The following is a 26,429-nucleotide window of genomic DNA, read 5'->3' as shown; positions in this document are numbered from 1 at the left end:
GGTCGGGGTCCCGAGACGGCACAATGGCCGGATGCTGATGGGGGAGGCGCGCGACGCCGCGCGCGCGTGGGTGGCCGGGCACGTCTCGCGGGAACGCTGGTTCGCCGGCGCCTACTTCACCGGGTCGACGGTGGGACTGCCGGACTCCGCCGAGGTGCCGCTCGGCTCCGACACCGACGTCATGGTGGTCACCACCGACCCCGAACCGCCCGCCAAGCCCGGCAAGTTCCTCCACCGGGGGGCGCTGGTGGAGATCAGCCTGGTGCCGCTCGCGGCGCTGGAGGACCCGGAGGCGGTCCTCTCCGACTACCACCTGGCCGGCCCGTTCCGCGCCGACACCCTGATCGCCGACCCCACCGGGCGGCTGACCCGGCTGCGGGCCACCGTCGCCGAGCGGTTCGCCGCACCGGCGTGGGTGCGGCGCCGCTACCGCCACGCGCTCGGCCGCGCGACCGAGGGCCTCACCCGCTCCGCGGCGCTGCCCGCAGACCCGGCGCCGCCCGACCCCGACACCGTGATCGGCTGGCTCTTCCCGACCGGGATCACCACCCACGCGCTGCTCGTCGCGGGACTGCGCAACCCCACGGTCCGCCTGCGCTATCTGCGGGTGCGCGAACTGCTCGCCGAACACGGCCTGTCGGACGCCTACCCGCCGCTGCTCGACGCCCTCGGCTGCGCCGAGCTGGACGCCGGGAGCGCCGAGTCCCATCTGGCGGCGCTCGCCGACGCGTTCGACGCGGCGTGCGCCGTCGCGCGCACACCCTTCCTGTTCCGTTCCGACATCAGCCGGGCGTCGCGGCCGATCGCCGTCGACGCCAGCCGCGCGCTGATCAGGGCCGGCCGCCAGCGCGAGGTGCTGTTCTGGCTGGTGGCGACCTACGCCCGCTGCCAGTTGATCCTCGCGGCGGACGCGGCGCCCGGGGAGCGGGAGCGCCACACTCCCGGGTTCGCCGCCCTCCTGGCCGACCTCGGCGTCCCCACGACGGCCGCCCTCGCGGCCCGTTCCCGCCACACGCTGCGCACGCTCCCGTCCCTGACGGAGACCTGCGAGAGCCTGCTGGCCTCCCGCGCGCCCGCCGCGCCGGCGTAGCGGGGGCGCGCGGGACGCGCGGACGCCCTCCAGCGGGTCGCGGACGACCGCGGGTCAGCCGTACCCGGCCAGAAACCTCCGGGCCGCCGTCGCGATCGCGCCCGCGTCGATGCCCGCGGCACGCAGTTGCTCGTCCGGGGTCGCCGACCCCGGCATCGTGTCGACCGCCAGCCGCAGCAGCCGGGGCACCGCCCGGCCGTCGGAGAAGGCGTCGAGCACCGCGTCGCCGAGACCGCCGGCGTGCCGGTGGTCCTCCACGGTGAGCAGGCATCCCGTCGACTCCGCCGCCTCCCGCAGCGCCGCCGCGTCCACCGGCTTCACCGAGTACAGGTCGACCACCCGCACGGGGATGCCCTCCTCGGCCAGTTCGTCCGCCGCGCGCAGCGCCTCGTGCACGGTCACCCCGGCCGCGACCACGGTCAGCCGGTCCTCGGCCGAGGACCGCAGCAGCTTGCTGCCGCCGACGGGGAAACGTTCTTCCGGACCGTAGATCACCGGATCGGCGCCGCGCGAGGTGCGCAGATAGCGCACGCCGCTCTCCTCGGCCATCTCCGCGACCAGTTGGGCCGCCTGGTTGGCGTCGCAGGGGTAGAGCACCGTCGACTCGTGGAGCGCCCGGAACATCGCCAGGTCCTCCAGGCCCATCTGCGAGGGGCCGTCCTCGCCGATCGCCACCCCGGCGTGCGAGCCGGAGACGCAGAGCCCCACCCGGCTCACCGTCGCCATCCGCAGGAAGTCGTGGGCCCGGGTGAGGAACGCGGCGAACGTCGCGGCGAACGGCAGCCAGCCGCGCACCGCCATGCCGACGGCCGTGGCCACCAGCTCCTGCTCGGCGATGTAGCACTCGAAGTAGCGTTCCGGGTGCCGCTTCGCGAAGAACTCCGCGCGGGTCGAGTCGCCCACCTCGCCGTCCAGCGCCACGACCTCGGGCCGCGCCGCGCCCAGCGCGGCCAGCGCCTCACCGAAGGCGTTCCTGGTCGCGACCTTCTCGCCCACCTCGTAGCGGGGCAGCTCGACCGGGCCGCCGCCGGGCCTCGGCGGCACCGTCAACGCCTCCGGGCGGCGCACGTCGACCCGCAGGTCCCGCACCCCGCCCAGCTCCTCGACGGCCTCGGCCTCGTCCGGCATCGGCTTGCCGTGCTTGCCCTCCTGGTCGGCCACCGCGGCCACCCCGCGCCCCTTCTGGGTCCGCGCCAGGATCGCGGTGGGCCGGTCGGTGACGCCGGCGGCCTCCGTGTAGGCCGCGTCGATCGCCGCCGGGTCGTGGCCGTCGACCTCGATGGTGTGCCAGTCGAACGCCGCGATCCGCCGCGCGTACGCCTCCAGGTCCCACTCGTGGCGGGTCGGGCCGCGCTGGCCGAGGCGGTTGACGTCGACGATCGCGGTGAGGCTGGCGAGCCGCTCGTACCCCGCGTGCTCGAACGCCTCCCAGACCGAGCCCTCGGCCAGCTCGCTGTCGCCGGTGATCACCCACACGCGGGAGTCCGCCTCCTGGAGGCGCTGACCTGCCAGGGCGATCCCGGCGCCGATCGGCAGCCCCTGACCCAGCGACCCCGTGGCCACGTCCACCCACGGCAGCCGGGGGGTGGGATGGCCCTCCAGCCTGCTGCCGAGCGTGCGGTAGGTCCCCAGCTCCTCGTCGGTGACCGCGCCGGCCGCCTTGTAGGCGGCGTACAGCAGCGGGGAGGCGTGGCCCTTGGAGAGGATCAGCCGGTCGTTGCCGGGGTGGTCGGGCCAGTCGAAGTCGTAGCGCAGGTGGCGGGCGAGCAGCACGGCCATCAGGTCGGCCGCCGACATCGAGGAGGTGGGGTGCCCGGAGCCGGCCTTCGAGGTGGCGCGCACCGCGTCCACCCGGAGCTGCTGGCCCAGCTCGGCAAGGTACTGGTCCGCTGCTGTCATCTGCGCTGCCTCCCGGGAATCGCGCCTGGTCCTGCGGTCTCCGCCCGCACCTGTCCTGCGGTCTCCGCCCGCGACGGCGGCGCCGCCCCCGGCGGGCGGCGTTCCGCACGCGCCCCCGGGTACCCCGGCGCGCGGGCGCCCTAAACGAGCGCCCGCGCGATGTCCCGTGCCCCGGGCGTTCACCCCGGCGCGCGGGGTCCGCCGGTGGGGATGTCCCCGGGCGGCCGATGGCCGCCGTCCGGGACGCCGTCCTGGTAGGGCCAGCGCAGCAGCGCCCCGAGGCCGCCGGCGGGCAGCCCGTCGCGGGCCACGAAGGGGCCCTCCTCGGGGACGGGCCCGGCGACCACGACCACCTCGGCCTCGTTGGCCGCCGCCGAGCGCAGCAGCGCGTCGTCGGCGCGCGCCGGCCGCGGCTCGGGCTCGCCCAGATAGGCCGACTCGGAGCGGCGCGCGGCCAGTTGATCGGGTTCCGCGCCGACCCAGACGTCCCGGTGCAGGTCGGGGCCGTCCAGCCGGACCAGCAGGGTGTCGATCCGGTGCTCGCGCGCCGCGTCGAGCAGCGCGGGAACGCCCTCGACGGCGTCGACCCCGCGTTCGTCGGTCTCGACCCGGCCGGCCAGGAAACGGTCGTAGCGCCGCGCGGCCCGCCGCTCGCTGAGCGCGGTCCTGGCCTCGGCGACGCGCGCGTCCAGCCGTTCCTCGTCGGTGCCGGCCGCGCGCCCGCCGAACTCGCTCTCGACGGCCGACTCCCGCAGCGGCTCGGGGAGCTGGTCGAGCACGGCGACGCGCTCCCGGGGCTCGCCCGCGAGCACCAGCAGCTCGGCCCCGGCCTCGGCGGCGTCGTCGGCGAGGTGCTCGGCGATCAGCCGCGCGTTCTCCTCCCAGGTGTTCTCCACGGCCAGTTGGAAGTGGCGCTCGGACCAGTCGGCCCGCCCGGTGCGGTGGATCGGCCACTCCTGGCCCGCGACCCGTTCCATCGGCCGCGCGCCGCCATGGGTACCGAGGTACCTGATGTCGGCGCCCTCCCGGTCGACGAAGGCCACCAGCGTCGGCGGGCGTCGCTCGCCGTAGTCCAGCATCGGCCCGAGCCGGGGCAGCGAGGCCCAGGTCGTGGACGGAGGGGAGGGCGGGGGAGAGGTCAGCGGAACGTCGAGTACCACCTCACCCTCGGTGGCGAAGAGCGCGTGGCCGGCCTCCCCCCGGTCGAGGCCCGCGCAGGCGGCGCGCACCGCCCGGCAGGTCGCCTCGTCGGCGCCCTGCCCGGCGAGCTGGTCGCCGGCCGCGCGGGCCTGGAGTGCGATCTGCTCCTCCGCGTCCGCCGCGATCTGGGAGGTGTTGACGTACACCGAGGCCCAGGGGCCGGGGCGTTGGAGCAGGGGGCTGAGAAATCCGAGATGCATGGTGCCCTCCGTCGGCGGTGCGGGCTCGGTCGGTGCCGGCTCAGGCCGCGACCTTGCCGAACTCGCGGAGCATCGCCTCGTTGAAGTGCGGCAGGTCGTCGGGCTTGCGGCTGGTCACCAGCGTGCTGCGGCCGGCGCGGCAGACCTGGACCGGCTCGTCCACCCAGTGGGCGCCGGCGTTCGTCAGGTCGGTCCGCAGGCTCGGCCAGGAGGTCATGGTCCGGTCGGCGACCACGTCCGCCTCGATCAGCGTCCAGGGGGCGTGGCAGATCGCGGCGACCGGCTTGCCCGCGTCGAAGAAGGAGCGGGCGAAGGCCACGGCCTGGCGGTCGACGCGCAGCGCGTCCGGGTTGGCCACGCCGCCCGGCAGCACCAGCGCGTCGAACGCGTCCGGGGAGGTCTCCGCCACCGTGCCGTCCACCGGGAAGGCGTCGGCCTTGTCCAGGTGGTGGAACGCCCGCACCTCGCCGGGACGGGTCGAGATCAGCTGCGGGGTCTCCCCGGTGGCGGCGACCGCCTCCCACGGCTCGGTCAGCTCCACCTGCTCGACGCCCTCGTGCGCGGTGAGAAACGCGATACGCATCGTCTGGTCCACCGTTTCTGTCGTTCGACGGTTGCGGTTGCGGTTGCGGTTGCCGGTGCGGTGGCCGGCCTCACGCGAGTAACCGGCCGGGCCGCGCGGAAAACCCCCGGCGCGCGCCCGAGCGTCAACGCGATCCGCGCGCACGACCCCCTCGAAGGGGTGGACTCCCCGGTGGAAGGGACTGTTCCGCCCGCCGGGCCGGTAGCTTCGCCCCGACGTGACGGATGGCTACCTACGGTGACGGAGGGGTCTTCCGCGCGGGCCAGCCGCTCCACCGACATTCCGGAGGGCCGATGCCCCACCCACCCGAGCCGACCGCCCCCACCACCCCGCACGCCGCGCCGACCGCGCGGGTGCCGGCGCCCGGCGCCGCGCCCCGCTCGGCCGGGCCGCCGCTGCGGCAGAGCACCGAGATCCAGGGCGACGTCCTCGCGGGCTTCCGCAAGGACCACGTCCACCTGCTGCTGCTCGGATTCGACACACCCGAGGCGGCCAGGCGGTGGCTGGACCGGCTGCGCCCCCGGATCGCCACCACCCGCGAGGTGGCCGACTTCAACCGCCAGTTCAGCCGCGCCCGGCGGGCCCGTTCCGGCGTCGACCCGGAGCGCCACCGCGCCACCTGGCGCTCGGTCGGCCTCACCCACGCCGGCCTGGAGACGCTGATCGGCGGCGCTCCCTACGCGGACGTGCCCCGGGGCACCACGCGGGAGGCGTTCCTCCAGGGGCCGGCCCGGCGCGCCGCGCTGCTCGGCGACGCGGGGGAGAGCGCCCCCGAGCACTGGCTCTTCGGCGCGGACGGCCAGCGGGCGGTGCACGCGGTGCTCACCCTCGCCGCCGACGACCCGGAGGACCTGAAGCGCGCGCTGGCGGAGGAGCACCGGGAGGCGCGGGACGCCGGGCTGGCCGTCGTCTTCGAGCAGCCGGCCGGCACCCTCGCCGGCAGCCTGCGCGGCCGGGAGCACTTCGGCTTCAAGGACGGCGTCAGCCAGCCAGGGGTGCGGGACTTCGACGAGCCCGACCCGGACGACCCCGACCAGCAGCTCGGCAAACCCGGCACCCGGATCGTCGCGGCCGGCGAGTTCCTGGTCGGCCATCCCAAGGACCACCGGCTGCCGGACTGGCTGCCCGAGTGGATGCGGGACGGCTCCTTCCAGGTGGTGCGGCGCCTCGCCCAGGACGTCCCCGGCTGGTGGGCCCAGGCCGCCGACCTGGCCGCCGAGTTGCGCGCGCGGGACGCGATCCCGCCGGAGGCCGGCAGCGAGTGGCTGGCCGCCCGGCTGATGGGCCGCTGGCGCTCCGGCGCGCCGCTGACCAAGTACCCGGACGCCGATCCGCACCCCGACCCCGAGACCGACGCGGACAACGACGTCACCTACGGCGACGACCTGCACGGCCGCGCCGTGCCGCTCTGCTCCCACCTGCGCAAGACCAACCCGCGCGACGGCCTGCTGGCCCGCGTCTCCGACCCGGAACCGGTCGCGCTCCAGGGCGCGTTGGACGGTCGCCGCCTGATGCGGCGCGGGGTGCCGTACGGGGCGCGCTTCGATCCGACCGGCGGCGCGGAGAACGGTGCTGACGCGCCGCGCGGCCTGGTCTTCGTCTCCTACCAGGCCGATCTGGTGGCGCAGTTCGAGTTCGTCCAGCGCTCCTGGGTGGAGGCGGAGGACTTCCCCGTGCGCGACCCGGCGGTCGGCAGGGACGCGGTGATCGGCAGCGGCGGCTCCGCGTCGTTCCCCGTGCGGGGGAGCGACGAGCAGGTGTCGTTGACGATGCGCCCGTTCGTGCGGACGGAGGGCGCGCTCTACGCGTTCACTCCCTCGCTCACGGCGCTGCGGCGGCTGGCCGCCGGCGAGATCGTGCCGGGCGAGCCGCCCCGGGACCGGGAGCTGGCCGCGCCCGTGGTGCTGCGCAGGGGCGAGGTGATCAGCTCGGGCAGCGCCAGGCTGCGTTTCGAGGAGGACTCCGACCTGCGGCTCAGGAACGCGCGGGAGGAGGTCGTCTGGGAGGCCGGCGAGGCCGGGGGCGAGGCGGGGCGCGCCGAGTTCCGGGAGGACGGCCGGCTGGTGCTGGTGGACGCGGAGGGCGCGGCGCTGTGGGCCACGCCCACCGAGGGGAACGCGGGCGCCGTCCTGGTGGTGGCCGCGGACGGCGAGGCGCGGATCAGGTCGGCCGACGGCGAGGTGCTGTGGCGCACCGGCACGGCCGGCTGAGCCGGCGCCGGGCCCCGGGCACGGCCCGGGGCCGGGGCGCCGTCGGGGTGCGCCTACCGCCCGCGGGGCGCCAGCTCACGCAGGGGCCCCTCCAACTCCCGCTGGTAGAAGTCGAGGAAGGCGTCCGCGTCGGGGCCGGCGTTCATCAGCACCAGCCGGTCGAAGCCGGCGTCGACGAACGGCTGGGCCACCTCCAGGTAGCGGTCCACGTCCGCCCCGCAGGCGAACTGCTCGCGGATGTCGCTCTCCCGGACGGTGGTGGTCGCCGCGTCGAAGTTGACCGGGTTGGGCAGCTCGCTCATCACCTTCCAGCCGGTGACCGCCCAGCGGTTGGTGCTCAACGCGGCGCGCGCCGCCTCCTGCGCGTCCGTCGCGTAGGAGACCGGCATCTCCACGTAGCGGGGGCCGTCGCCGCCCGCCTCGCGGTAGGCGTTCACCAGCTCGGGCCTCGGCTCGGTGGCGAAGAGCGCCGTGCCCAGCTCGGCCGCGAGCCGCGCCGCGTCCTGCCCGCCGGCCGCGACCGCGAGCGTCGGCGGGGTGGGCGGCAGGTCGAAGATCCGGGCGTCCTCAAGCCGCAGGTGCTCGCCCTCGTAGGAGCGGTAGCCGCCCTGCCAGAGCAGGCCGATGATCTCCAGGGCCTCGCGCAGCAACTGCTGGCGCACCTGCACCGAGTCGGGGAACTCCAGGCCGACCACGTGCTCGTTGAGTCGCTCGCCCGAGCCGACGCCGAGGGTGAACCGCCCGTCCGAGAGCAGCGCGAGGGTCGCGGCGGCCTGGGCGATCACCGCCGGGTGGTAGCGCACCGTCGGGCAGGTCACCCCGGTGGCGAGGCCGAGCCGTTCGGTCCTGGCGGCGATGGTGCCGAGCACCGACCAGGCGAAGGGGGAGTGGCCCTGTACGTCGAGCCACGGGTGGTAGTGGTCGCTGATCTCGGCGAAGTCGAAGCCGGCGCGCTCCGCCAGCACGGCCTGCCGCACCAGCTCGGTCGGGCCGAAGGCCTCGGCGGCCAGTTTGTAACCGATCTGCATCGTGCTCCCTGGGCCTGGCGGTTCCGTCCCCCGGAGTGGCACGCTGCCAGCCTGGGCGGCGGGGCGCGGGTTGGCAGGGCCGCCGTCGGCACCGAGTCCGTCGGATGGCCGACGCGTGGGAGCGGGTGCTGGTTATGTGACCATGACGCGTCCGGGCCAGGTCAGCGGCGGTGAAAGGTTTTCCGCGTTCACCTCTTGAAGACATAACGGGCCTTGAACGCCCGTCAAAAGATGTTGGCGCGACGTATTGACGCCACTCCGCCCGCGCGATTAACTCCCACGCAACATCGCCGGAACCGGTTCCGGGACCGGTGTCGGCGCTGCCGCCGAAAGCCCGCGGCAGCCCCTGCTCAGCGTGCCGAGGAGCCTTCCCCATGCGTGTCACCATCGCCGATGTCGCCCGCAACGCGGCCGTCAGCAAGACCACGGTCTCGCGCGTGCTCAACGGCAAGGGCGAGGTGGACTCCGAGACGGCGGAACGGGTCCGCACCGTCATCGCCGAGCTGGGCTACGTGCCCTCGGCCCGCGCGGTCGGCCTCGCCAGGGGGAACAGCCGCACGCTGGCCATGCTCGTCCCGTCCCTCACCTGGCCCTGGTCGGCCGAGGTGCTCCAGGGCGTCGCGGACACGCTGGAGGCCGCCGGCTACGGCCTGCTGCTCTTCACCTGCAACCGCGGTGAGGAGTCGATGGCCCAGTTCACCAGCCAGGTCTCGGCCCGCGCCTTCGACGGGGTGCTGGTGATCGAGCCGGAGAACACCCGGGGCTCCATCGCCGCCCTCCACCACCAGGGCCTGCCGCTGGTGCTGGTCGACGACCGGGGCCAGGGCGCCGCGTTCCCCTCGGTCTCCACCACCAACCGCGCCGGCGGCGCCTCGGCCGCCCACCACCTGCTGACCTCCGGGCGCCGCGCGCCGCTGGTGGTGACCGGCCCCGCCCACTTCGGCTGCGTGCGGGACCGGCTCGGCGGCTTCGCCGACGTGCTCACGGAACACGGCGTGGGACAGCCCGCCTCGCGCACCTTCGAGGGCGACTTCACCGTCCGCTGCGGCCAGCACGTGATCGAACGCGCGCTCGCCGACGGCCTCGCGTTCGACTCCGTCTTCTGCCACAACGACCTCAGCGCCACCGGTGTGCTGCACGCGCTGCGCGCCGCGGGCCGCCGGGTCCCCGACGACGTCGCCGTCATCGGCTTCGACGACATCCCCATCGCCGCCTACACCGAGCCCTCGCTCACCACCGTCCGCCAGCCCATGCAGGCGATGGGCGAGGCCGCGGCCCGGCGGATGCTCGACCACCTCAGCGGCACCACGGCGCTGCGCCCCGACGCCCTCGTGCTGCCCACCGAACTCGTCATCCGGTCCTCGGCGCCCGGCTGACGCCCCCCACGTTCCGCGCACCGTTCCACCACCCCGTCAAGAGACCACCCTGGGAGCCCTCCGTGAGAGTCCAACCACGAGCCCGCAGAAACCTCGCACTGGCGACCGGAGTCGTACTGTCGCTCTCGCTGCTGGCCGCCTGCTCCGACGCCAACAGCAACCGCGACAACAAGGGCGGCGGCAGCGGCGACGGCGTGCTGACCGTCGGGATGCCCAACGGACCGCAGGCCAACAACAGCAACCCGCTGCTGGAGACCTCGGCCGGCGCCTCGCTCGGCTACCGCGCCATGGTCTACGAGCCGCTGGTGATGACCAACGGCATCGCCCCCGAGGAGGAGGGCAAGCCCTGGCTCGCCGAGGAGTGGAGCTGGAACGAGGAGTACACCGAGCTGGTCCTGACCGTCCGTGAGGGCGCGACCTGGTCCGACGGCGAGACGTTCGACGCCGAGGACGTGGCGTTCACCTTCCAGCTGCTGAAGGACCACGCGGGCCTGAACGCGGGCGCGATCCCGTTCGAGGAGATCACCCAGGACGGCAACCAGGTCACCCTGACCTTCTCGTCCCCGCAGTTCGTCAACCAGGTGAAGATCTTCCAGACCTACATCGTTCCCGAGCACATATGGTCCGAGGTCGACAACCCGGAGACCTTCGAGAACCAGGACCCCGTGGGTACGGGCCCCTACACCCTCAAGACCTTCACCCCGCAGACCGTCACCCTCACCCGGCGCGACGAGTACTGGCAGGAGCTCCCCGAGGTCGAGGAGCTGCGCTACACGGGCTACAACGACAACAACGCGGCGACCACCGCCCTGGCCAACGGCGAGCTGGAGTGGTCCTACGTCTTTATCCCGAACTTCGAGGACGTCTACCTCTCCCACGACCCCGAGAACCACAACCTGTGGTTCCCGACGGGCCTCGGCATCCACGGACTGTGGATCAACACCGAGCGCGAGCCGTTCGACGACGTGGTGCTGCGGCAGGCGATGAACATGGTCATCGACCGGCAGGCCATCCACGAGCAGGGCCACGCCGGCGCGTTCCCCGTCGTGGACAGCCCGACCGGGCTCCCGCTGCCGGCCGGCGAGTCCTTCCTGGCGCCCGACTACCAGGGCGCGACCGTCGAGCGCGACGTCGAGGGCGCCCGCGCCCTGCTGGAGGAGAACGGCTACACCTTCGAGGGCGACACCCTGCGCACGCCCGAGGGCGAGCCGGTCACCATGACCCTGGTCGACCCCGCCGGCTGGTCGGACTACCTGACCTCGCTGTCGGTGATCTCCGACAACCTGGCGGAGATCGGCGTCGAGGCGTCCGTCGAGACGGCGACCGTCGACGGCTGGCGCAACTCCGTCGACGCGGGCGGCTTCGACGCCACCCTGCACTGGACCAACGGCGGAGCCACCCCCTACGACGGCTACCAGCACGTGATGGACGACGCGCTGCTGAAGCCGATCGGCGAGGCGTCCCCCGGCGGCAACTTCGGCCGCTTCGCCAGCGAGGACGCCGGCGAGGCCCTGCGCGCGTACGCCGACGCCACGGACGACGCGACCCGCACCGAGGCGATGAACGAGCTCCAGCGCATCTTCGTCGAGGAGGTGCCGATGATCCCGACCGTCGCCTCGCCCGTGGGCGCCGAGTACAGCACGCGCAACTGGGTCGGCTGGCCGTCGGAGGAGGACCCCTACGCCCCGCCGCAGCCCACGCAGCGCAACGCCCTGGAGGTCGTGCTCAACCTGGAGCCCGCCGACGGCTGACGCCCGGCACCAGGAAGAGGCCACCCAGCCCGCCCGCCCCCGCCGCACACCGACGCCCCGGAAGGCGGGGGCGGGCACCTCGCCGACGTACGACAGGAACCCAACCGTCATGCCCAAGAGCCCCGATCCCCCCAGCACCGCGACCAGCCCGCCGCCGGACGGCGAGGTGGTGCTCGAAGCACGCGCCATCAGCAAGCACTTCGCGGTCCGCCGTACGTTGCGCAACTTCGCCGACCGCAACCGCCCGGTCGTGCACGCGGTGGACGACGTCTCCCTGAAGCTCCGCCGCGGCTCGGTGACCGCCGTGGTGGGCGAGTCAGGCTCGGGGAAGTCCACCATCGCCCGGCTGCTGGCGCAGCTCTACCCGACCACCTCGGGCGAGCTGCTGCTCCACGGCAAGCCGACCAGGGTCGGCCAGGGCCGCGCCTTCCGCGCCTACTGCCGCCAGGTCCAGCTCATCTTCCAGGACCCGTTCGGCTCCCTGAACCCCACGCACACCGTGCGCTACCACCTCACCCGCGCGCTGCGGATCCACGACCGCGCCGGGCGCACCGCCGACGACCTGGAGAAGGCGCTGGCCGCGCTGCTGGAACGGGTCCACCTCACCCCGCCAGAGCGCTATCTCGACTCCTTCCCGCACGAGTTGTCCGGCGGTCAGCGCCAGCGCGTCGCGATCGCCAGGGCCATGGCCGCCGACCCGGCGGTGCTGCTCGCCGACGAGCCGGTGTCGATGCTGGACGTCTCCATCCGGCTCGGCATCCTCAACCTGCTGCGCGACCTGAAGGAACGCCTCGACCTCGCCATCCTCTACATCACCCACGACATCGCCTCCGCCCGGTACTTCGCCGACGAGACGCTGGTGATGTACGCGGGCCGGATGGTCGAGGGCGGCGACAGCGAGACCGTCACCCAGCGCCCGGCCCACCCCTACACCCAGCTGCTGACCTCCTCCGCGCCCGATCCCGACCGGATCGTCGCGGACGCCCACGCCAGGGCCGAGGCCGCCGTCGACCCGGCGGGCGGCGAGGTCGTCGTCGAGGAGGAGGAGAGCGAGACCGCCGGCGAGCCGCCGAGCCTGATCTCCCCGCCCTCCGGCTGCCGCTTCCACCCGCGCTGCCCGAAGGCGATGGAGCGGTGCGCCAGCGAGGTGCCGCCCCGCTTCGACCTGGCCGACGGCCAGTGGGCCGCCTGCTGGCTCTACGCCGAGGACGCCCCCGAGCAGGCCGTGCCCCGGGAGGCGTCGGCGTGAGGTATCTGATCCAGCGCCTGGGCTTCTACCTCTTCACCGCCTGGGCCGCCATCACCATCAACTTCTTCATCCCCCGACTGATGCCGGGCGACCCGGTGCAGTCCCTGATCACCCGCTACCAGGGCCAGTTGGACAGCAAGGCGATCGACTCGCTGCGCACCCTCTTCGGCCTGGACAACGAGGCGTCCGTCTGGCGGCAGTACCTCGACTACTGGGGCAACCTGCTCGGCGGCGACCTGGGGACCTCGTTCACCTACTTCCCCACCGGGGTCTCCGAGATCATCGGGCAGAGCCTTCCGTGGACGCTCGGCCTGATGGGGCTGACGACGATCCTCAGCTTCCTGCTGGGCACCGCGATCGGTGTCTACGCCGGCTGGAAGCGCGGCTCGTGGGTGGACAACATGCTGCCCGTCACCACGTTCCTCTCCGCCATCCCGTACTTCTGGCTCGGGCTGATCGCGATCGCGCTCTTCGCCGTGCAGTGGTCGATCTTCCCCGCTTCCGGCGGCTACGACAACAGCCTGGTGCCGGCCTTCGACTGGCCGTTCATCTCCAGCACCATCTACCACGGCACGCTGCCGGCCCTGACCATCATCGTCAGCGCCATCGCCGGCTGGATCCTGGGGATGCGGAACATGATGGTCTCCGTCTCGGCCGAGGACTACGTGCTGGTCGCCCAGGCCAAGGGGCTGCCCGAGCGGCGCGTGATGTTCTCCTACGCCGCCAGGAACGCGATCCTGCCGAGCATCTCCAACTTCGCGCTCTCGCTCGGCTTCATCGTGGGCGGCACGCTGCTGGTCGAGATGGTCTTCTCCTATCCCGGCATCGGCTACGTGCTCTTCCAGGGCGTCGGCGCGAAGGACTATCCGCTGATGCAGGGCGTCTTCCTGATCATCACCCTGGCCGTGCTGGCCGCCAACCTGGTGGCCGACCTCATCTACCTGCTGCTCGACCCCCGAACCCGAAGGGAGGCGTGACGGTCATGGCGCTCCAGGCAACCGACTCGGCCGTCGCCGCGGCGGCCGAGACCGACGCGGCCCCGCGCCGCGACCGGCTGCGCTTCCTGCGCAACGGCAAGACGATCGTCGGCCTGTCCATCCTCGGGGTCTTCGTACTCCTGGGCATCTTCGGCGAGATGCTGGCCCCCTACGACCCCTCGGCGCGCGGCGAGGAGATCATGGCCTCGCCGTCGTGGGACCACCCCTTCGGCACCACCCAGACCGGGCAGGACATCTTCTCCCAGATCCTGGTGGGCACCAGGGGCGTGCTGGTGGTGGGCTTCGTCGCCGCCATCCTCGCCACCGTGCTGGGCGTGCTGATCGGCGTGACCGCCGGCTACCTCGGCGGCTTCGGCGACGACGCGCTCTCCTCGTTGAGCAACATCTTCCTGGTCATCCCCGGGCTGCCGCTGATCATCATCATCACCAGCTTCCTGCCGGAGACCAACGACCTGACCATAGCGGCCGTGATCGGCCTGACCTCCTGGGCCTGGGGCGCGCGGGTGCTGCGGGCGCAGACGCTCTCGCTGCGCGGGCGCGACTACGTCCAGGCCGCGCGCGCCACCGGCGAGTCGACGTGGCGGATCATCGTCTTCGAACTGCTGCCGAACCTGACGCCGGTCATCGCCACCGGCTTCATCGGCACGGTCATCTTCGCGGTGCTCTCCAACATCACGCTGGCGTTCATAGGGATCGCCGACATCTCCGAGTGGAACTGGGGCACCGTCCTGTTCTGGGCGCAGAGCAACCAGGCGCTGGCGCAGGACGCCTGGTGGTGGTTCGTCCCCGCCGGGCTGTGCATCGCGCTGCTCGGCACGTCGTTGGCGCTGATCAACTACGGCATCGACGAGTTCATCAACCCCAGGCTGCGCAACGACAAGACGGACCGCTCCGTGCGGATGCGCGTCGGCTTCACCCCGGTGCTGCGCGACCAGCCGGTGACGGCGGTCGCCCGCGACGCGGCGCCCACGGTGCCGGCGCAGGCACCGCCGGCCCCGGACGAGACGGTCCCGGACGAGCCGGCCCCGGACGAGCCGGCCCCGGACAAGTCGACAAAGGCCGCACCGGACCGTTCTCCCCGGAAGGACAACCCGGCATGACCAGCACCCCACCCGTCCTGGAGATCTCCGGACTGAACGTCAACTACGGGCTGGGCGCGAAGGCCGTGCACGCGGTGCGCGACATCAACCTCACCCTGCACCGCGGCGAGGTGCTCGGCCTGGCCGGCGAGTCGGGCTCCGGCAAGTCGACGCTGGCCTACGCCGTGACCCGGCTGCTCTCGCCGCCCGGCGTGATCACCGGGGGAGAGGTCACCTACCATCCGCGCGAGGGCGCGTCCCTCGACATCCTGGACCTGGAGCCCGAGCAGCTGCGGGCGTTCCGCTGGTCCGAGATCTCGCTGGTCTTCCAGGGCGCGATGAACTCGCTCAACCCGGTGCACACCGTCCGCTCCCAGCTCACCGACGTGCTCAGGGCGCACCGCCCCGACATGTCGGCGGCCGAACGCCAGGAGCGCGCCGCCTCGTTGCTCTCCCTGGTCGGCATCTCCGCCGACCGGCTCGGCAGCTACCCGCACCAGCTCTCGGGCGGGATGCGGCAGCGGGTGATGATCGCCATGGCGCTCGCGCTCGACCCCGAGATCGTCATCCTCGACGAGCCCACCACCGCCCTCGACGTGGTGATGCAGCGCCAGATCCTCAAGCAGCTGACGCGGCTCCGCAACGAGCTGGACTTCTCCGTGGTCTTCATCACCCACGACATCTCGCTGCTGATCGAGTTCTCCGACCGGATCGCGATCATGTACGGCGGGCGGATCGTGGAGGAGGCCGCGGCCAAGGAGATCTACCAGACCGCGCACCACCCCTACAGCCATGGCCTGTTGCACTCCTTCCCCGCGCTCCACGGACCGCGCAGGGAACTCACCGGCATCCCCGGATCGCCCCCCGACCTGACGGCGATGCCCCCGGGCTGCGCGTTCCACCCGCGCTGCCCCAAGGCGTTCGAGCCCTGCGACCAGCGGGTGCCGACGCTGGGGCCGGTCCCGGAGGACGAGGGGCGCACCGTCGCCTGCTGGCTGCACGCCGACCACTGACAGGAGCGACCACGAGCACCATGACCACCCACGCGACCACGACCACACCCCTCGGCGCGCCCCGCGCCTTCCCCGAGCTGGCGGAGAACTTCACCTGGGGCGTCGCCACGTCCGCCTACCAGATCGAGGGCGCCACCGAGGCGGACGGACGCACCGCCTCCATCTGGGACACCTTCTGCCGCGTGCCGGGAGCCGTCGCCAACGGTGACACCGGCGACGCCGCCTGCGACCACTACCGGCTGATGCCCGAGGACGTGAAGCTGATCGCCGGCCTCGGCGTGGACAGCTACCGCTTCTCGCTGGCCTGGCCCCGCATCCAGCCGGGCGGCAGGGGGCCGGTCAACGCCAAGGGCATCGCGTTCTACGACCGGCTGGTCGACACCCTGCTGGAGCACGGCATCACCCCGTGGGCGACCCTCTACCACTGGGACCTCCCCCAGGAGCTGGAGGACGCCGGCGGCTGGCCGGAGCGGGACACCGCCCACCGCTTCGCCGAGTACGCGGAGCTGACCTACCGGGCGCTGGGCGACCGGGTGGTCAACTGGACGACCCTGAACGAGCCCTGGTGCTCGGCCATGCTCGGCTACCACGAGGGCGTCCACGCCCCCGGCCGCAGGGACTTCTCCGAGGCCCTGCACGCCGTCCACCACCTGCTGCTCGGCCACGGGATGGCCGCCCAGCGGATGCGGGCGGCGGCGGCCGAGGCCGACAACGAGCTGAGCCTGGGCATCGTGCTCAACCTCGGTCACGGCTCCCCTGCCAGCGACAGCGAGCAGGACCGCGAGGCGGCCCGTCGCTCCGACGCCCTGGGCGCGCGGCTCTACCTGGACGCCCTGGTGCACGGCCGCTACCCGGAGGACCTGCTGGCCGAGCTGCCCTCGGTCGGCGTCACCCTGCCGGTCCAGGAGGGGGACCTCGCCACCATCGCGCAGCCGCTGGACCTGCTCGGCGTCAACTACTACACGAGCCACCAGTTCACCGGCACCGACGAGCACGGCGAGACCACGGACGAACGGGGCCTGCCGGTCGTGCGCACCGTGCCGTTCGGGCTGCCGCGCACCGCCATGGACTGGGAGATCGTGCCCGCCGGGCTCACCAGGCTGCTGCTGCGTCTGGACCGCGAGTACGGGGTGCCGCTGGTGGTCACGGAGAACGGCGCCGCCTTCGACGACACCGTCGCGGCGGACGGCGAGGTGCGCGACGAGGACCGCGTCGCCTACCTCGCCGGCCATCTGGCGGCCGTCGCCGAGGCCAGGGCCCAGGGGGCCGACGTGCGCGGCTACTTCGCCTGGTCGCTCTTCGACAACTTCGAGTGGGCCTACGGGTACGACAAGCGGTTCGGCATCGTGCGGGTGGACTACGACACCCAGCGACGCACCGTCAAGGAGAGCGGCGCCTGGTACCGGGACACCGTGCGGCTCACCCGCGGCCGCTAGGCTCCGCCCGCTTCCGACGGGGGCGCCTCCCGGTCCACGGGACCCGGCCGGCGCCCCCGTCCCGCGCTCAGCCCTTCTGCTCGGAGCGGTCCTCGCCCCAGAGGGTGTGGAAGCTGCCCTCCCGGTCGACCCGCCGGTAGGTGTGCGCGCCGAAGAAGTCGCGCTGCCCCTGGATCAGCGCCGCCGGCAGCCGCTCCGCCCGCAGCGCGTCGTAGTACGCCAGCGCCGCCGAGAAGCCGGGCGCCGGGACGCCCAACTCGGTGGCGCGGGCGACCACGTGGCGCCACGCGTTCTGCGCCGACCGCAGGTCGTCGGCGAACAGCTCGTCGGTCAGCAGCGTCACCGGCGCCTCACCCTCGCCGAAGGCGCGGCGGATGCCGTTGAGGAACCGCGCCCTGATGATGCAGCCGCCGCGCCAGATCGCGGCCACCGAGGCCAGGTCGATGTCCCAGCCGTACTCCTCGCTGCCCGCCTGGATCAGCTGCCAGCCCTGCGCGTAGGCCACGATCTTCGAGGCGTAGAGCGCCTGTTCGACCTGGTCGGCGAAGCGTGCCGCGTCGTCCGGGTGCAGCTCGGGGCGCTCGGGGCCCGGCAGCGCGCGGGCCGCCTCGCGCAGCCGCGCGTGCCCCGAGAGCCCGCGCGCGAAGACCGCCTCGGCGATCCCGGAGACCGGGACGCCCAGGTCGAGCGCCGACTGGACGGTCCACCGCCCGGTGCCCTTCTGCTCCGCCTGGTCCAGCACCACGTCGACGAACGGCTTGCCGGTGGCGGCGTCCGTGTGCGCCAGCACCTGCGCGGTGATCTCGATCAGATACGAGTCCAGCCGTCCCTCGTTCCAGCCCCGGAAGATCTCCGCGATCCGGGCCGGCTCGTAGCCGGCGACCCGGCGCAGCAGGTCGTAGGCCTCGGCGATCAGCTGCATGTCGGCGTACTCGATGCCGTTGTGCACCATCTTGACGAAGTGTCCGGCGCCGTCCGGGCCGATGTGGGCGCAGCAGGGCTCCCCGTCGACCTGGGCCGCGATGCTCTCCAGCAGCGGCCCCAGCGCCTCGTAGGACTCCCGGGAGCCGCCCGGCATGATGCTCGGCCCGTGCAGCGCGCCCTCCTCGCCGCCGGAGATGCCGCAGCCCACGAAGTGCAGGCCGTGCTCCCGCAGCGCGGCCTCGCGGCGCCGGGTGTCCTCGTAGTGCGCGTTGCCCCCGTCCATGATCATGTCGCCGGGCTCCAGCAGCGGCACGAACTCGTCGATCACCGCGTCGGTCGGGGCGCCCGCCTTGACCATCACCACGATCCGCCGCGGCCGCTCCAGCGAGGCGACGAACTCCTCGGCCGACTCGGCGGGGACGAACGCGCCCTCGTCGCCGAACTCCTTCACCAGCTCCCGCGTCCGGGAGGCCGTCCTGTTGTGCACGGCGACGGTGTGGCCGTGCCGGGCGAGGTTGCGGGCGAGGTTGCGGCCCATCACCGCCAGCCCGGTGACTCCGATCTGAGCCTGACCAGTCATCTTCGCTCAACTCCCCTGTTGAATGGTCCGCGACCGGAAAGCTCCGGTCGGGACGGAACGCTCGACGAAACCCCGGGCGGAGCGGCGCTGTGGCTGCCGCGTGCGCAGGTCTCCGGGTCGGGTCACCGGCCGGCTCACATCTCCTCGTGGTGGTCGGGATCGCCGCCCAACCGGCGGTGTGGGCGGTCGGCGACCGCGGCCATCTCCTCGGCGTCGAGCGAGAACCCGAAGATATCGATGTTGCCGCGCCGCCGCTCGGGATCGGCGGACTTCGGGATCGGCACCGCCGCGAGCTGGAGGTGCCAGCGCAGGATCACCTGGGCGGGACCCACCCCGTGCGCCCGCGCGATCTCCCCGATCCGCCCGTCCTCCAGCAGCGTGCTGCCCCGCCCCAGCGGGCTCCAGCTCTCGGTGACGATGCCCTCCCGCGCGTGGAAGGCCCGCGCCTCCTCCTGGGGGAGGAGCGGATGCAGCTCGATCTGGTTGACCGCGGGCACCACCCCGGTCTCCTCGCGCAGCCGGGTGAGCTGCGCCGGCGTGAAGTTGGAGACGCCGACCGAACGGACCAGGCCGTCCTCCCTCAGCTTGGCCATCGCCCGCCAGGTGTCGACATAGCGATCGACGCTGGGGTTGGGCCAGTGGATCAGGTAGAGGTCGACATAGGACAGCCCGAGCCTGTTCCTGGACTCCTCGAACGAGGCCAGGGTCTCCTCGTACCCGTGGTGACGCCCCGGCAGCTTGGTCGTGACGACCAGCTCCTCGCGCGGCACCCCGGCGGCGGCGATGCCGCGCCCGACCCCGGTCTCGTTGCGGTAGTTGACGGCCGTGTCGATCAGCCGGTACCCCTGGCCGATCGCGTCGGCGACCGAGCGCTCGGCCTCCGCGTCGTCCAGCGGATAGGTGCCGAAGCCCACGGCGGGCAGCGCGTGGTCGTCGTTGAGGGTGTGATGGGGGGCGGCCGACACTGCTCCTCCTGCGGTTGGTGGACCGATCCTCCCGTGGCGCGCTCTGCGGGCGGTCACGGTGTGATCATGTCCTGCCAGCGTAGCCAGCGGGCACCTCCCGGGGGCCCCGCCATGCCCCGGGCGGTGCCTCTAGGAGTGCGAGAGGGCGAACGACACCAGGAAGCCGCAGACCAGGATCATCCCCACGGCCAGCCGTGCGTCGTCCACGGCCTCCGGCACCATGGTGTCGGCGACCATCGCGAGGATCGCGCCGGCCGCCACCGCCGTCGCCGCGGCGACCACCGCGTCGGGGAAGCGCCCCAGCACCGCGTACCCCAGCAGCGCCGAGAGCGCGCTGACCGCCGCGATGCCGCCCCAGACCCCGAAGACATAGGAGGCCCGACGGCCGGCCCGCCGCATCCCGGCCGCGCTGGAGAGCCCCTCGGGCACGTTGCTCAGGAAGACCGCGACGACCGTCACGGTGCTGACCGTCCCGCCGTCCAGGACGCTGACGCCGATCGCCGCCGTCTCCGGCACCCCGTCCAGCAGCGCGCCCAGCGCCAACGCCGTTCCGGAGCCCGCCTGTTGCGCCTCGGACGGCTGGCGGCGCGCGGCGTTGTGCCCCGAGCGCTTGCGGTGCCGGGCGCCGCGCCTGGCCAGCCGGAGGTTGCCCAGGGTGTAGGCGAGGGCCCCGAACAGCGTGCCGACCACGGCGGGCGGCAGCCCCGACTGCCGGTACGCCTCGCCCACCAGCTCGAACGCGACGGCCGAGAGCAGCACCCCGGCGCCGAACGCCATGACCGACGCCGTCAGCCAGCCAGGCACCCGCGTCCCGTAGCCGATCCCGGCGCCGAGCAGCAGGGCCGAGCCGGCGACCAGCCCCCAGAGGCCGGCCGACATCATCTCCCACATGGGGTCTGCCTACCGCGCCGTGCGCCGGGATCGGGGGAGCGGTCCGCGCGGCGTGCCGCCGTGTCGGCCCCGGGGTGGCCGGGACCGGCCGAGTCCCGCGTCGTGATGACAAGAACATGACGAAATGGTGGTGACGCGCGTCAACCGGGCGCGGACGGAGAAGAATCCTTTCGTCCGAACCATCGCACGACAGCACGGGACCGCCGCCCCACCGGCGTCCCCACCGCACCGAGGAGAGTCCCCCCACATGCGTCCCATCCCCGCCCGCCGCGCGCTGGCCGCCTCGGCCCTGGCCGCGGCCCTCACCGTCCCGCTGCTCTCCGCCTCCTCCGCCACGGCGGACCCGGCCGCGTCCCCCGCGCCCGGCGTCGCCGACTTCGACGACGCCTACTACGCGGACGCGGAAGGGCTCACCGGCCAACCGCTGAAGGACGCCCTGCACGGCATCATCAGCTCCGACGTCACCACCCTGACCTACTCCGAGGTGTGGGACGCCCTCAAGGTCACCGACCGCGACCCGGCCGACCCCGACAGCGTGGTCCTGCTGTACACCGGCGACTCCCGCGCGGCCGACGCCAACGGGGGCAACGTCGGCCAGTGGAACCGCGAGCACGTCTGGCCGCAGTCCCACGGCGACTTCGGCACCTCGCCCGGCCCCGGCACCGACCTGCACCACCTGCGTCCCAGCGACGTCCAGGTCAACAGCGACCGGGGCAACAAGGACTTCGACGCGGGCGGCACCGAGTCCCCCCGCGCCCCCGGCAACTACACCGACGAGGACTCCTGGGAGCCCAGGGACGAGATCAAGGGCGACATCGCCCGCATGGCCTTCTACATGGCGGTGCGCTGGGAGGGCGGCGAGGGCTTCGCCGACCTGGAGGTCAACGACAGCACCGGCAACGGGTCCGTCCCCTACCTCGGCAAGCTGAGCACCCTGCTGGAGTGGCACGAGCAGGACCCGCCGAGCGCCGAGGAGCAGGCCCGCAACGACGCGGTGTACGAGGACTTCCAGGGCAACCGCAACCCGTTCGTCGACCACCCGGAGTGGGTCGCCGAGATCTGGTGACCGTCCCGGGCGAACGCCGACTCCGGGTCGGTGGCGCGGCCGGTCCATGGCGCGGGGCGCGCATGGAGCAGACTGGGGTCATGGAACTCCAGATCACCGCCACCGACCCGGAGCACCCCACGACACTGCTCGACCTGCCGTGGGACGTCTCCCTGGTGGACTGGCCCGAGGAGCACCTGGTCTCCCTGCCGCGCGGCATCTCCCGGCACGTGGTGCGCTTCGCGCGCGCCGGGGGAGAGGTGTTCGCGGTCAAGGAGGTCGGGGAGTGGGCGGCGGTCAGGGAGTACGGGCTGCTGCGCGACCTCGACCGGCTGGCGGTGCCGGCCGTCGACCCGGTCGCCGTGGTCACCGGCCGGACGGACGCGCTGGGCGGCCCGTTGGAACCGGTGCTGATCACCCGTCAGCTGAAGGGCTCGCTGCCCTACCGTTCCATGTTCGAGACCACCATGCGGCCGACCACCATCAAGCGGCTGCTGGACGCCCTCGCCGTGCTGCTGGTCCGCCTCCATCTGGACGGCTTCGCGTGGGGCGACTGTTCGCTGTCCAACACGCTCTTCCGGCGGGATGCCGGCGCCTACGCCGCCTACCTGGTGGACGCCGAGACCGGACAGATCCAGCCCCGGCTGACCCGGGGGCAGCGGGAGTACGACCTGGAGGTGGCCCGGGTCAACATCGCCGGCGAGCTGATGGACCTGGAGGCCGGCGGCTCGCTCCACCCCTCGGTGGACCCGGTGCTCTTCGGCGAGGAGATCGTCACCCGCTACGGCGAGCTGTGGCACGAGCTGACCCGCACCTCCGTCTACCCCCGCGACAAGAAGCACTACATCGACCGCCGGATCAGGCGGCTGAACGAGCTCGGCTTCGACGTGGCCGAGATGCAGATCCAGCGTTCGCCGGACGGTGACCACGTGACCTTCCTGCCCAAGGTCGTCGACGCCGGCCACCACCAGCGGCAGCTGCTGCGGCTGACCGGCCTGGACGCGGAGGAGAACCAGGCCCGCAGCCTCCTCAACGACCTGGAGACCTGGATGGCGGGCCAGGACGACTACGCCCCCGGCGATCCGTTGGGCGCCCGGCCCGAGGTGCTCGCCCACCGCTGGGTGCGCGACGTCTTCCGCCCGGCCGTGCGCGGGGTGCCGCGCGAACAGCGCGAGGGCATCGACACCGCGCAGATCTACCACGAGCTGCTGGAGCACCGGCTGACACTCTCCGAACGCGCCCAGCGCGACGTCGGGATGGACGTCGCCACCGAGGACTACGTGACCCGGGTCCTTCCGCACCGCCCGCCGGGCGAGCCGGCGCTGCCCACGGAGTAGCCGCTCGCGGCCCCGCAGGGCACACCGCGCGTTCCGGTCACCCGCCGTCCCCCGGTAGCCGACACCCCGTCAGTGGAGGCGTCAACGCCGCCGAGTTACGCGGGAGTTCTCCGTTCACTTCTTGACACCGCCTGGGCTCGGGCGTCAGGCTCCACAGCTATGGGACCGCTCCCACCCGTCTCGGGAGTCGATTCCTCACCACCCGGCACGGGCTTGTCACGGCGTCCGAGGCGAGGGCCCCGGCGCGAGGAGGACCGCATGGGCAGTAACCGCAAGCGCTTCCGTTCCCGCTGGGGGGTCGCCGTCGCCGCGGCCCTGCCCCTCGCGCTGGTCGCGGGGTGCTCGACCAGCAGCGGCGGAGGCGGCGGCCGATCCGACGATGGTGACGTCACCATCACCATGGGACTCTTCGGGGTCATGGGCTTCGAGGAGACCGGCATCCTCGACCGCTACGAGGAGGAGAACCCCGGCGTCACGATCGAGGCCGAGGTCGCCGGCGACGAGCAGACCTACTACACCGCGCTCCAGACGCATCTCGCCGCCGACAGCGGACTGAAGGACATCCAGGGCATCGAGATCGGCCGCGCCAAGGAGATCGTCGACACCCGGGCCGACAGCTTCGCCGACTTCTCCGAGACCGCAGGCACCGACCACTTCCTGCCCTGGAAGCTCAACCAGATGACCACGCCCGACGGCCGGGTGCTGGGCCTGGGCACCGACATCGGGCCGATGGCGGTCTGCTACCGCAAGGACATGTTTGAGGCGGCCGGGCTGCCCACCGACCGGGAGGAGGTGGCGGCGCTCTGGGAGGGCGACTGGGCGCGCTACGTCGAGGTCGGCGAGGAGTTCATGGCCAACACCCCGGACCCCGACCTCTCCTACATGGACAGCTCCTCCGGGCTCTTCAACGCCATGGTCTACGGCAGCCCCGAGCAGTTCTACGACGCCGAGGGCGAGCTGATCTACGACGAGAACCCGGCGGTCCTCGACGCCTGGGACCTGGCCACCGAGGCCGCGACCTCCGGCATGACGGCGGCGCTGCGGCAGTACCAGCCGGAATGGGACCCGGGCCTGGCCAACAGCACGTTCGCCACCGCCGTCTGTCCGGCCTGGATGCTGGCGCACATCAGCGAGAAGGCCGGCCCGGACAACGCGGGCAACTGGGACATCGCCAGGGCTCCCGTCGGCGCCAACTGGGGCGGCTCGTTCCTCTCCGTGGTGGAGGACAGCCCGGTGCGGGACGAGGCCATGGAGCTGGTGGCCTGGCTGACCGCGCCCGAGCAGCAGGAGTACATCTTCCAGGAGTTGGGCAACTTCCCGTCCTCCGACGCGGCCATCGAGTCGGACGGCGTGACCGGTACGACCTCCGAGTACTTCAACGACGCCCCGATCGGGCAGATCTTCGGCGCCGCCGCCCAGGAGATCCCCGACGAGCAGGTGCTCGGCCGCAAGGACGGCACGATCAAGGACGCCTTCACCCAGGGGCTCCAGCTGATCGAGTCCCAGGGCCGCAGTCCGGACGACGCCTGGAGCGCCACCGAGGACAACATCGCCCGGGCCATCGGCTAGCACACCCCGTCCGCGCCCGCCTCGGGGGCCGCCCGCCGGCCCCCGGGGAACCCGCGCCACCCTAGGAAAGGACCTGCCCTGCCGTGGCCACCACCACGTCCGAGCGCGGGGCCGGGAAGCGGCGTCGCTGGCGCGACCTGCCGCACCGCCTCGACTTCCGCGTCGCGCCCTACGCCTTCATCGCTCCCTTCTTCGTCATCTTCGCCGCCTTCAGCGCCTACCCGCTGATCTACACCTTCTGGGTCTCCCTGCACCGCGTCGAGCTCGCCACCATGGACAAGATGGAGTGGCTGTCGCTCGACAACTACACCGCGCTGTGGAGTGACGACCGGTTCTGGAACGCCCTGGCCAACACGTTCACCATCGGCGTGATCTCCACCGTTCCCCAGCTGCTGATGGCGATGGGCCTGGCCCACCTCCTCAACTACCGGCTGCGCGGCTCGGCGTTCTTCCGGGTGGCCGCCCTCACTCCGTACGCCACCTCGGTCGGCGCGGCGGCGCTCGTCTTCACCATGCTCTTCGAGCGCGACTTCGGAATGATCAACTGGGGTCTGAGCCTGTTCGGCTTCGACAACATCGACTGGGAGAGCGAGAAGTGGCCCGCCCAGATCGCCATCTCCTGCATGGTGATCTGGCGTTGGACCGGCTACAACGCGCTGCTCTACCTGGCCGCGATGCAGGCCATCCCCGCCGAGCGGTACGAGGCCGCGGCGATCGACGGTGCCTCCCGCTGGCAGCAGTTCCTGCGGGTGACCATCCCCGGGATCAGGCCCACCATCGTCTTCACCATCGTGCTGTCCACCATCGGCGCGACCCAGCTCTTCGGCGAACCGCTGATCTTCGGGCAGGGCGTCAACGGCGTGACGGGCGGGGCGGACAACCAGTACCAGACGCTGGGTCTGCTCCTCTACGAGGAGGGCTGGCGCAACTACCAGATGGGCCGGGCCGCCACCGTGGCGTGGGCGATGTTCCTGCTGCTGATCCTTCTCTTCGTGCTGCACCGCGTGCTACGGCGCGTGCTGTCCCGCCGAGCCTGACTGGAGCGCCCCGAGATGACCACGATCGTCAAGGAGACGGAGAGCGCGACGGCCACCGAGGGCGCGCGCCGGCGCCCGCGCTTCCGGCAGGGCGCCGGGCGGCAGCACCACGGGGGGCCGCTGGCCTACGTGCTGCTGGGCTTCGCCGCGCTGCTCTCGCTCTTCCCGCTGTACTGGACCATGGTGGCCGCGTCCACCGACAACACCCGGGTCACCCAGAGCCCGCCCCCGTTCCTGCCGGGGCCCAACCTCTTCACCAACCTCAAGGCCGCCTGGCAGGACGCCGGCCTGGGCGCGGCGATGGCCAACAGCCTGGTGGTGGCGACCGTCATCGCGACCTCCACCGTGCTGTTCGCCACGCTGGCGGGTTTCGCGTTCGCCAAGCTGCGCTTCCGGGGCCGGAACATCCTGCTGCTGCTGGTGATCGGCACCATGATGGTCCCGCCCCAACTCGGCGTGGTGCCGCTGTTCATGCTGATGAGCGACCTGGGGCTCGGCGGCTCGCTGCCGTCCGTCATCTTCCCCACGCTGGTCAGCGCCGTGGGCGTGTTCTTCATGCGGCAGTACCTCGCCGACGCGCTCCCGGACGAGCTGGTGGAGGCCGCCCGGGTGGACGGGGCGCACGCGCTGCGGATCTTCTGGAGCGTGGTGCTCCCGGTGGCGCGGCCGGCCATGGCCGTGCTGTTCATGATCACCTTTGTGCACGCCTGGAACGACTTCTTCTGGCCGTACATCGCCCTGGACGACGCCAACCTGACCGTGCCGGTCGCGCTGACCCGGCTGAGCGCCGGCTATGTGCGCGACCAGTCGGTGATCATGGCGGGCGCGCTGCTGGGCACGTTGCCGCTGCTGGTGATGTTCATCGTCTTCGGCCGGCAGATCGTCGGCGGCATCATGCAGGGTGCCGTCAAGGGGTGAACGGAAGGGGCGGAGCCCCCGGATGAACGCCTCGGTGGGCGCCGTCAGCTG

General features: G+C 72.8%; 21 protein-coding genes. 14 read left to right on the top strand and 7 right to left on the bottom strand.

All coding sequences use genetic code 11. From position 1 onward, the window contains the following. Window positions 1-31 precede the first annotated feature (31 nt). Window positions 32-1,090 (top strand): hypothetical protein, encoded by a 1,059-nt coding sequence (locus CRP51_RS10610; RefSeq protein WP_097230827.1) that lies wholly within the window; start codon window positions 32-34, stop codon window positions 1,088-1,090. Between the two features lie 54 nt (window positions 1,091-1,144). Here the strand turns inward: CRP51_RS10610 and CRP51_RS10605 are convergent, their stop codons facing one another. The 3 genes from CRP51_RS10605 to CRP51_RS10595 all read right to left on the bottom strand — a co-directional run bounded on the left by CRP51_RS10605 (window position 1,145) and on the right by CRP51_RS10595 (window position 4,972). Then, on the bottom strand, window positions 1,145-2,989 hold the full coding sequence (locus CRP51_RS10605; RefSeq protein WP_097230826.1) for a transketolase: 1,845 nt from the start codon (window positions 2,987-2,989) through the stop codon (window positions 1,145-1,147). 179 nt (window positions 2,990-3,168) lie between these two features. Next, window positions 3,169-4,389 (bottom strand): baeRF2 domain-containing protein, encoded by a 1,221-nt coding sequence (locus CRP51_RS10600; RefSeq protein WP_097230825.1) that lies wholly within the window; start codon window positions 4,387-4,389, stop codon window positions 3,169-3,171. Window positions 4,390-4,429: 40 nt separating this feature from the next. Next, a complete protein-coding gene (locus CRP51_RS10595; protein WP_097230907.1) occupies window positions 4,430-4,972 on the bottom strand; it encodes a type 1 glutamine amidotransferase domain-containing protein in 543 nt (180 codons plus the stop codon). A 293-nt stretch (window positions 4,973-5,265) separates the two neighbouring features. On the opposite strand from CRP51_RS10595, the gene CRP51_RS10590 reads away from it, so the two are divergent. Then, complete coding sequence (locus tag CRP51_RS10590; RefSeq protein ID WP_097230824.1) at window positions 5,266-7,182, top strand: Dyp-type peroxidase; 1,917 nt, start codon at window positions 5,266-5,268, stop codon at window positions 7,180-7,182. Window positions 7,183-7,235: 53 nt separating this feature from the next. Here CRP51_RS10590 and CRP51_RS10585 read toward each other — a convergent pair whose 3' ends face one another. Further along, on the bottom strand, window positions 7,236-8,210 hold the full coding sequence (locus CRP51_RS10585) for a TIGR03557 family F420-dependent LLM class oxidoreductase (protein ID WP_097230823.1): 975 nt from the start codon (window positions 8,208-8,210) through the stop codon (window positions 7,236-7,238). A 374-nt stretch (window positions 8,211-8,584) separates the two neighbouring features. On the opposite strand from CRP51_RS10585, the gene CRP51_RS10580 reads away from it, so the two are divergent. The 7 genes from CRP51_RS10580 to CRP51_RS10550 all read left to right on the top strand — a co-directional run bounded on the left by CRP51_RS10580 (window position 8,585) and on the right by CRP51_RS10550 (window position 17,112). Beyond that, complete coding sequence (locus CRP51_RS10580; RefSeq protein ID WP_097230822.1) at window positions 8,585-9,586, top strand: LacI family DNA-binding transcriptional regulator; 1,002 nt, start codon at window positions 8,585-8,587, stop codon at window positions 9,584-9,586. A gap of 62 nt (window positions 9,587-9,648) precedes the next feature. Continuing rightward, on the top strand, window positions 9,649-11,337 hold the full coding sequence (locus CRP51_RS10575) for an ABC transporter substrate-binding protein (RefSeq protein ID WP_097230821.1): 1,689 nt from the start codon (window positions 9,649-9,651) through the stop codon (window positions 11,335-11,337). 109 nt (window positions 11,338-11,446) lie between these two features. After that, complete coding sequence (locus tag CRP51_RS10570) at window positions 11,447-12,586, top strand: ABC transporter ATP-binding protein (protein WP_097230820.1); 1,140 nt, start codon at window positions 11,447-11,449, stop codon at window positions 12,584-12,586. Beyond that, the gene (locus tag CRP51_RS10565; RefSeq protein ID WP_097230819.1) at window positions 12,583-13,563 is read left to right on the top strand and encodes an ABC transporter permease; all 981 of its coding nucleotides are present in this window, start codon (window positions 12,583-12,585) and stop codon (window positions 13,561-13,563) included. Before CRP51_RS10570 ends, CRP51_RS10565 begins: the two co-directional genes overlap by 4 nt. A gap of 5 nt (window positions 13,564-13,568) precedes the next feature. Further along, window positions 13,569-14,684 carry an ABC transporter permease gene (locus tag CRP51_RS10560; protein ID WP_097230906.1) on the top strand — a complete coding sequence of 372 codons (1,116 nt, stop codon included), beginning with the start codon at window positions 13,569-13,571 and terminating at the stop codon, window positions 14,682-14,684. After that, the gene (locus CRP51_RS10555; protein ID WP_097230818.1) at window positions 14,681-15,676 is read left to right on the top strand and encodes an ABC transporter ATP-binding protein; all 996 of its coding nucleotides are present in this window, start codon (window positions 14,681-14,683) and stop codon (window positions 15,674-15,676) included. Before CRP51_RS10560 ends, CRP51_RS10555 begins: the two co-directional genes overlap by 4 nt. A 20-nt stretch (window positions 15,677-15,696) precedes the next feature. Further along, complete coding sequence (locus CRP51_RS10550; protein ID WP_097230817.1) at window positions 15,697-17,112, top strand: GH1 family beta-glucosidase; 1,416 nt, start codon at window positions 15,697-15,699, stop codon at window positions 17,110-17,112. A gap of 67 nt (window positions 17,113-17,179) precedes the next feature. Here the strand turns inward: CRP51_RS10550 and gnd are convergent, their stop codons facing one another. The 3 genes from gnd to CRP51_RS10535 form a co-directional block, all read right to left on the bottom strand. Further along, on the bottom strand, window positions 17,180-18,616 hold the full coding sequence (gene gnd / locus CRP51_RS10545; RefSeq protein ID WP_097230816.1) for an NADP-dependent phosphogluconate dehydrogenase: 1,437 nt from the start codon (window positions 18,614-18,616) through the stop codon (window positions 17,180-17,182). A gap of 134 nt (window positions 18,617-18,750) precedes the next feature. Further along, complete coding sequence (locus CRP51_RS10540) at window positions 18,751-19,581, bottom strand: aldo/keto reductase (protein WP_097230815.1); 831 nt, start codon at window positions 19,579-19,581, stop codon at window positions 18,751-18,753. A 129-nt stretch (window positions 19,582-19,710) separates the two neighbouring features. After that, window positions 19,711-20,472, bottom strand: coding sequence for a ZIP family metal transporter (locus CRP51_RS10535; protein ID WP_097230814.1), 762 nt, complete (start codon window positions 20,470-20,472; stop codon window positions 19,711-19,713). 247 nt (window positions 20,473-20,719) lie between these two features. Between CRP51_RS10535 and CRP51_RS10530 the strand changes: the two genes are divergently transcribed. The 5 genes from CRP51_RS10530 to CRP51_RS10510 all read left to right on the top strand — a co-directional run bounded on the left by CRP51_RS10530 (window position 20,720) and on the right by CRP51_RS10510 (window position 26,378). Further along, the gene (locus CRP51_RS10530; protein ID WP_097230813.1) at window positions 20,720-21,538 is read left to right on the top strand and encodes an endonuclease I family protein; all 819 of its coding nucleotides are present in this window, start codon (window positions 20,720-20,722) and stop codon (window positions 21,536-21,538) included. A gap of 80 nt (window positions 21,539-21,618) precedes the next feature. Continuing rightward, entirely contained in the window at window positions 21,619-22,854 is a 1,236-nt protein-coding gene (locus CRP51_RS10525; protein WP_097230812.1) for a DUF4032 domain-containing protein, read from the top strand. A 258-nt stretch (window positions 22,855-23,112) separates the two neighbouring features. Next, entirely contained in the window at window positions 23,113-24,423 is a 1,311-nt protein-coding gene (locus tag CRP51_RS10520) for an ABC transporter substrate-binding protein (protein WP_097230811.1), read from the top strand. Between the two features lie 83 nt (window positions 24,424-24,506). Further along, complete coding sequence (locus CRP51_RS10515) at window positions 24,507-25,460, top strand: carbohydrate ABC transporter permease (RefSeq protein WP_097230810.1); 954 nt, start codon at window positions 24,507-24,509, stop codon at window positions 25,458-25,460. Window positions 25,461-25,475: 15 nt separating this feature from the next. Beyond that, window positions 25,476-26,378, top strand: a complete 903-nt coding sequence (locus tag CRP51_RS10510; RefSeq protein ID WP_097230809.1) for a carbohydrate ABC transporter permease — start codon at window positions 25,476-25,478, stop codon at window positions 26,376-26,378. Window positions 26,379-26,429 lie beyond the last annotated feature (51 nt).

It is taken from the genome of Streptomyces zhaozhouensis (assembly GCF_900230195.1).
Classification (GTDB): domain Bacteria; phylum Actinomycetota; class Actinomycetes; order Streptomycetales; family Streptomycetaceae; genus Streptomyces; species Streptomyces zhaozhouensis.
This window is presented reverse-complemented; position numbering and strand designations above follow the sequence as displayed.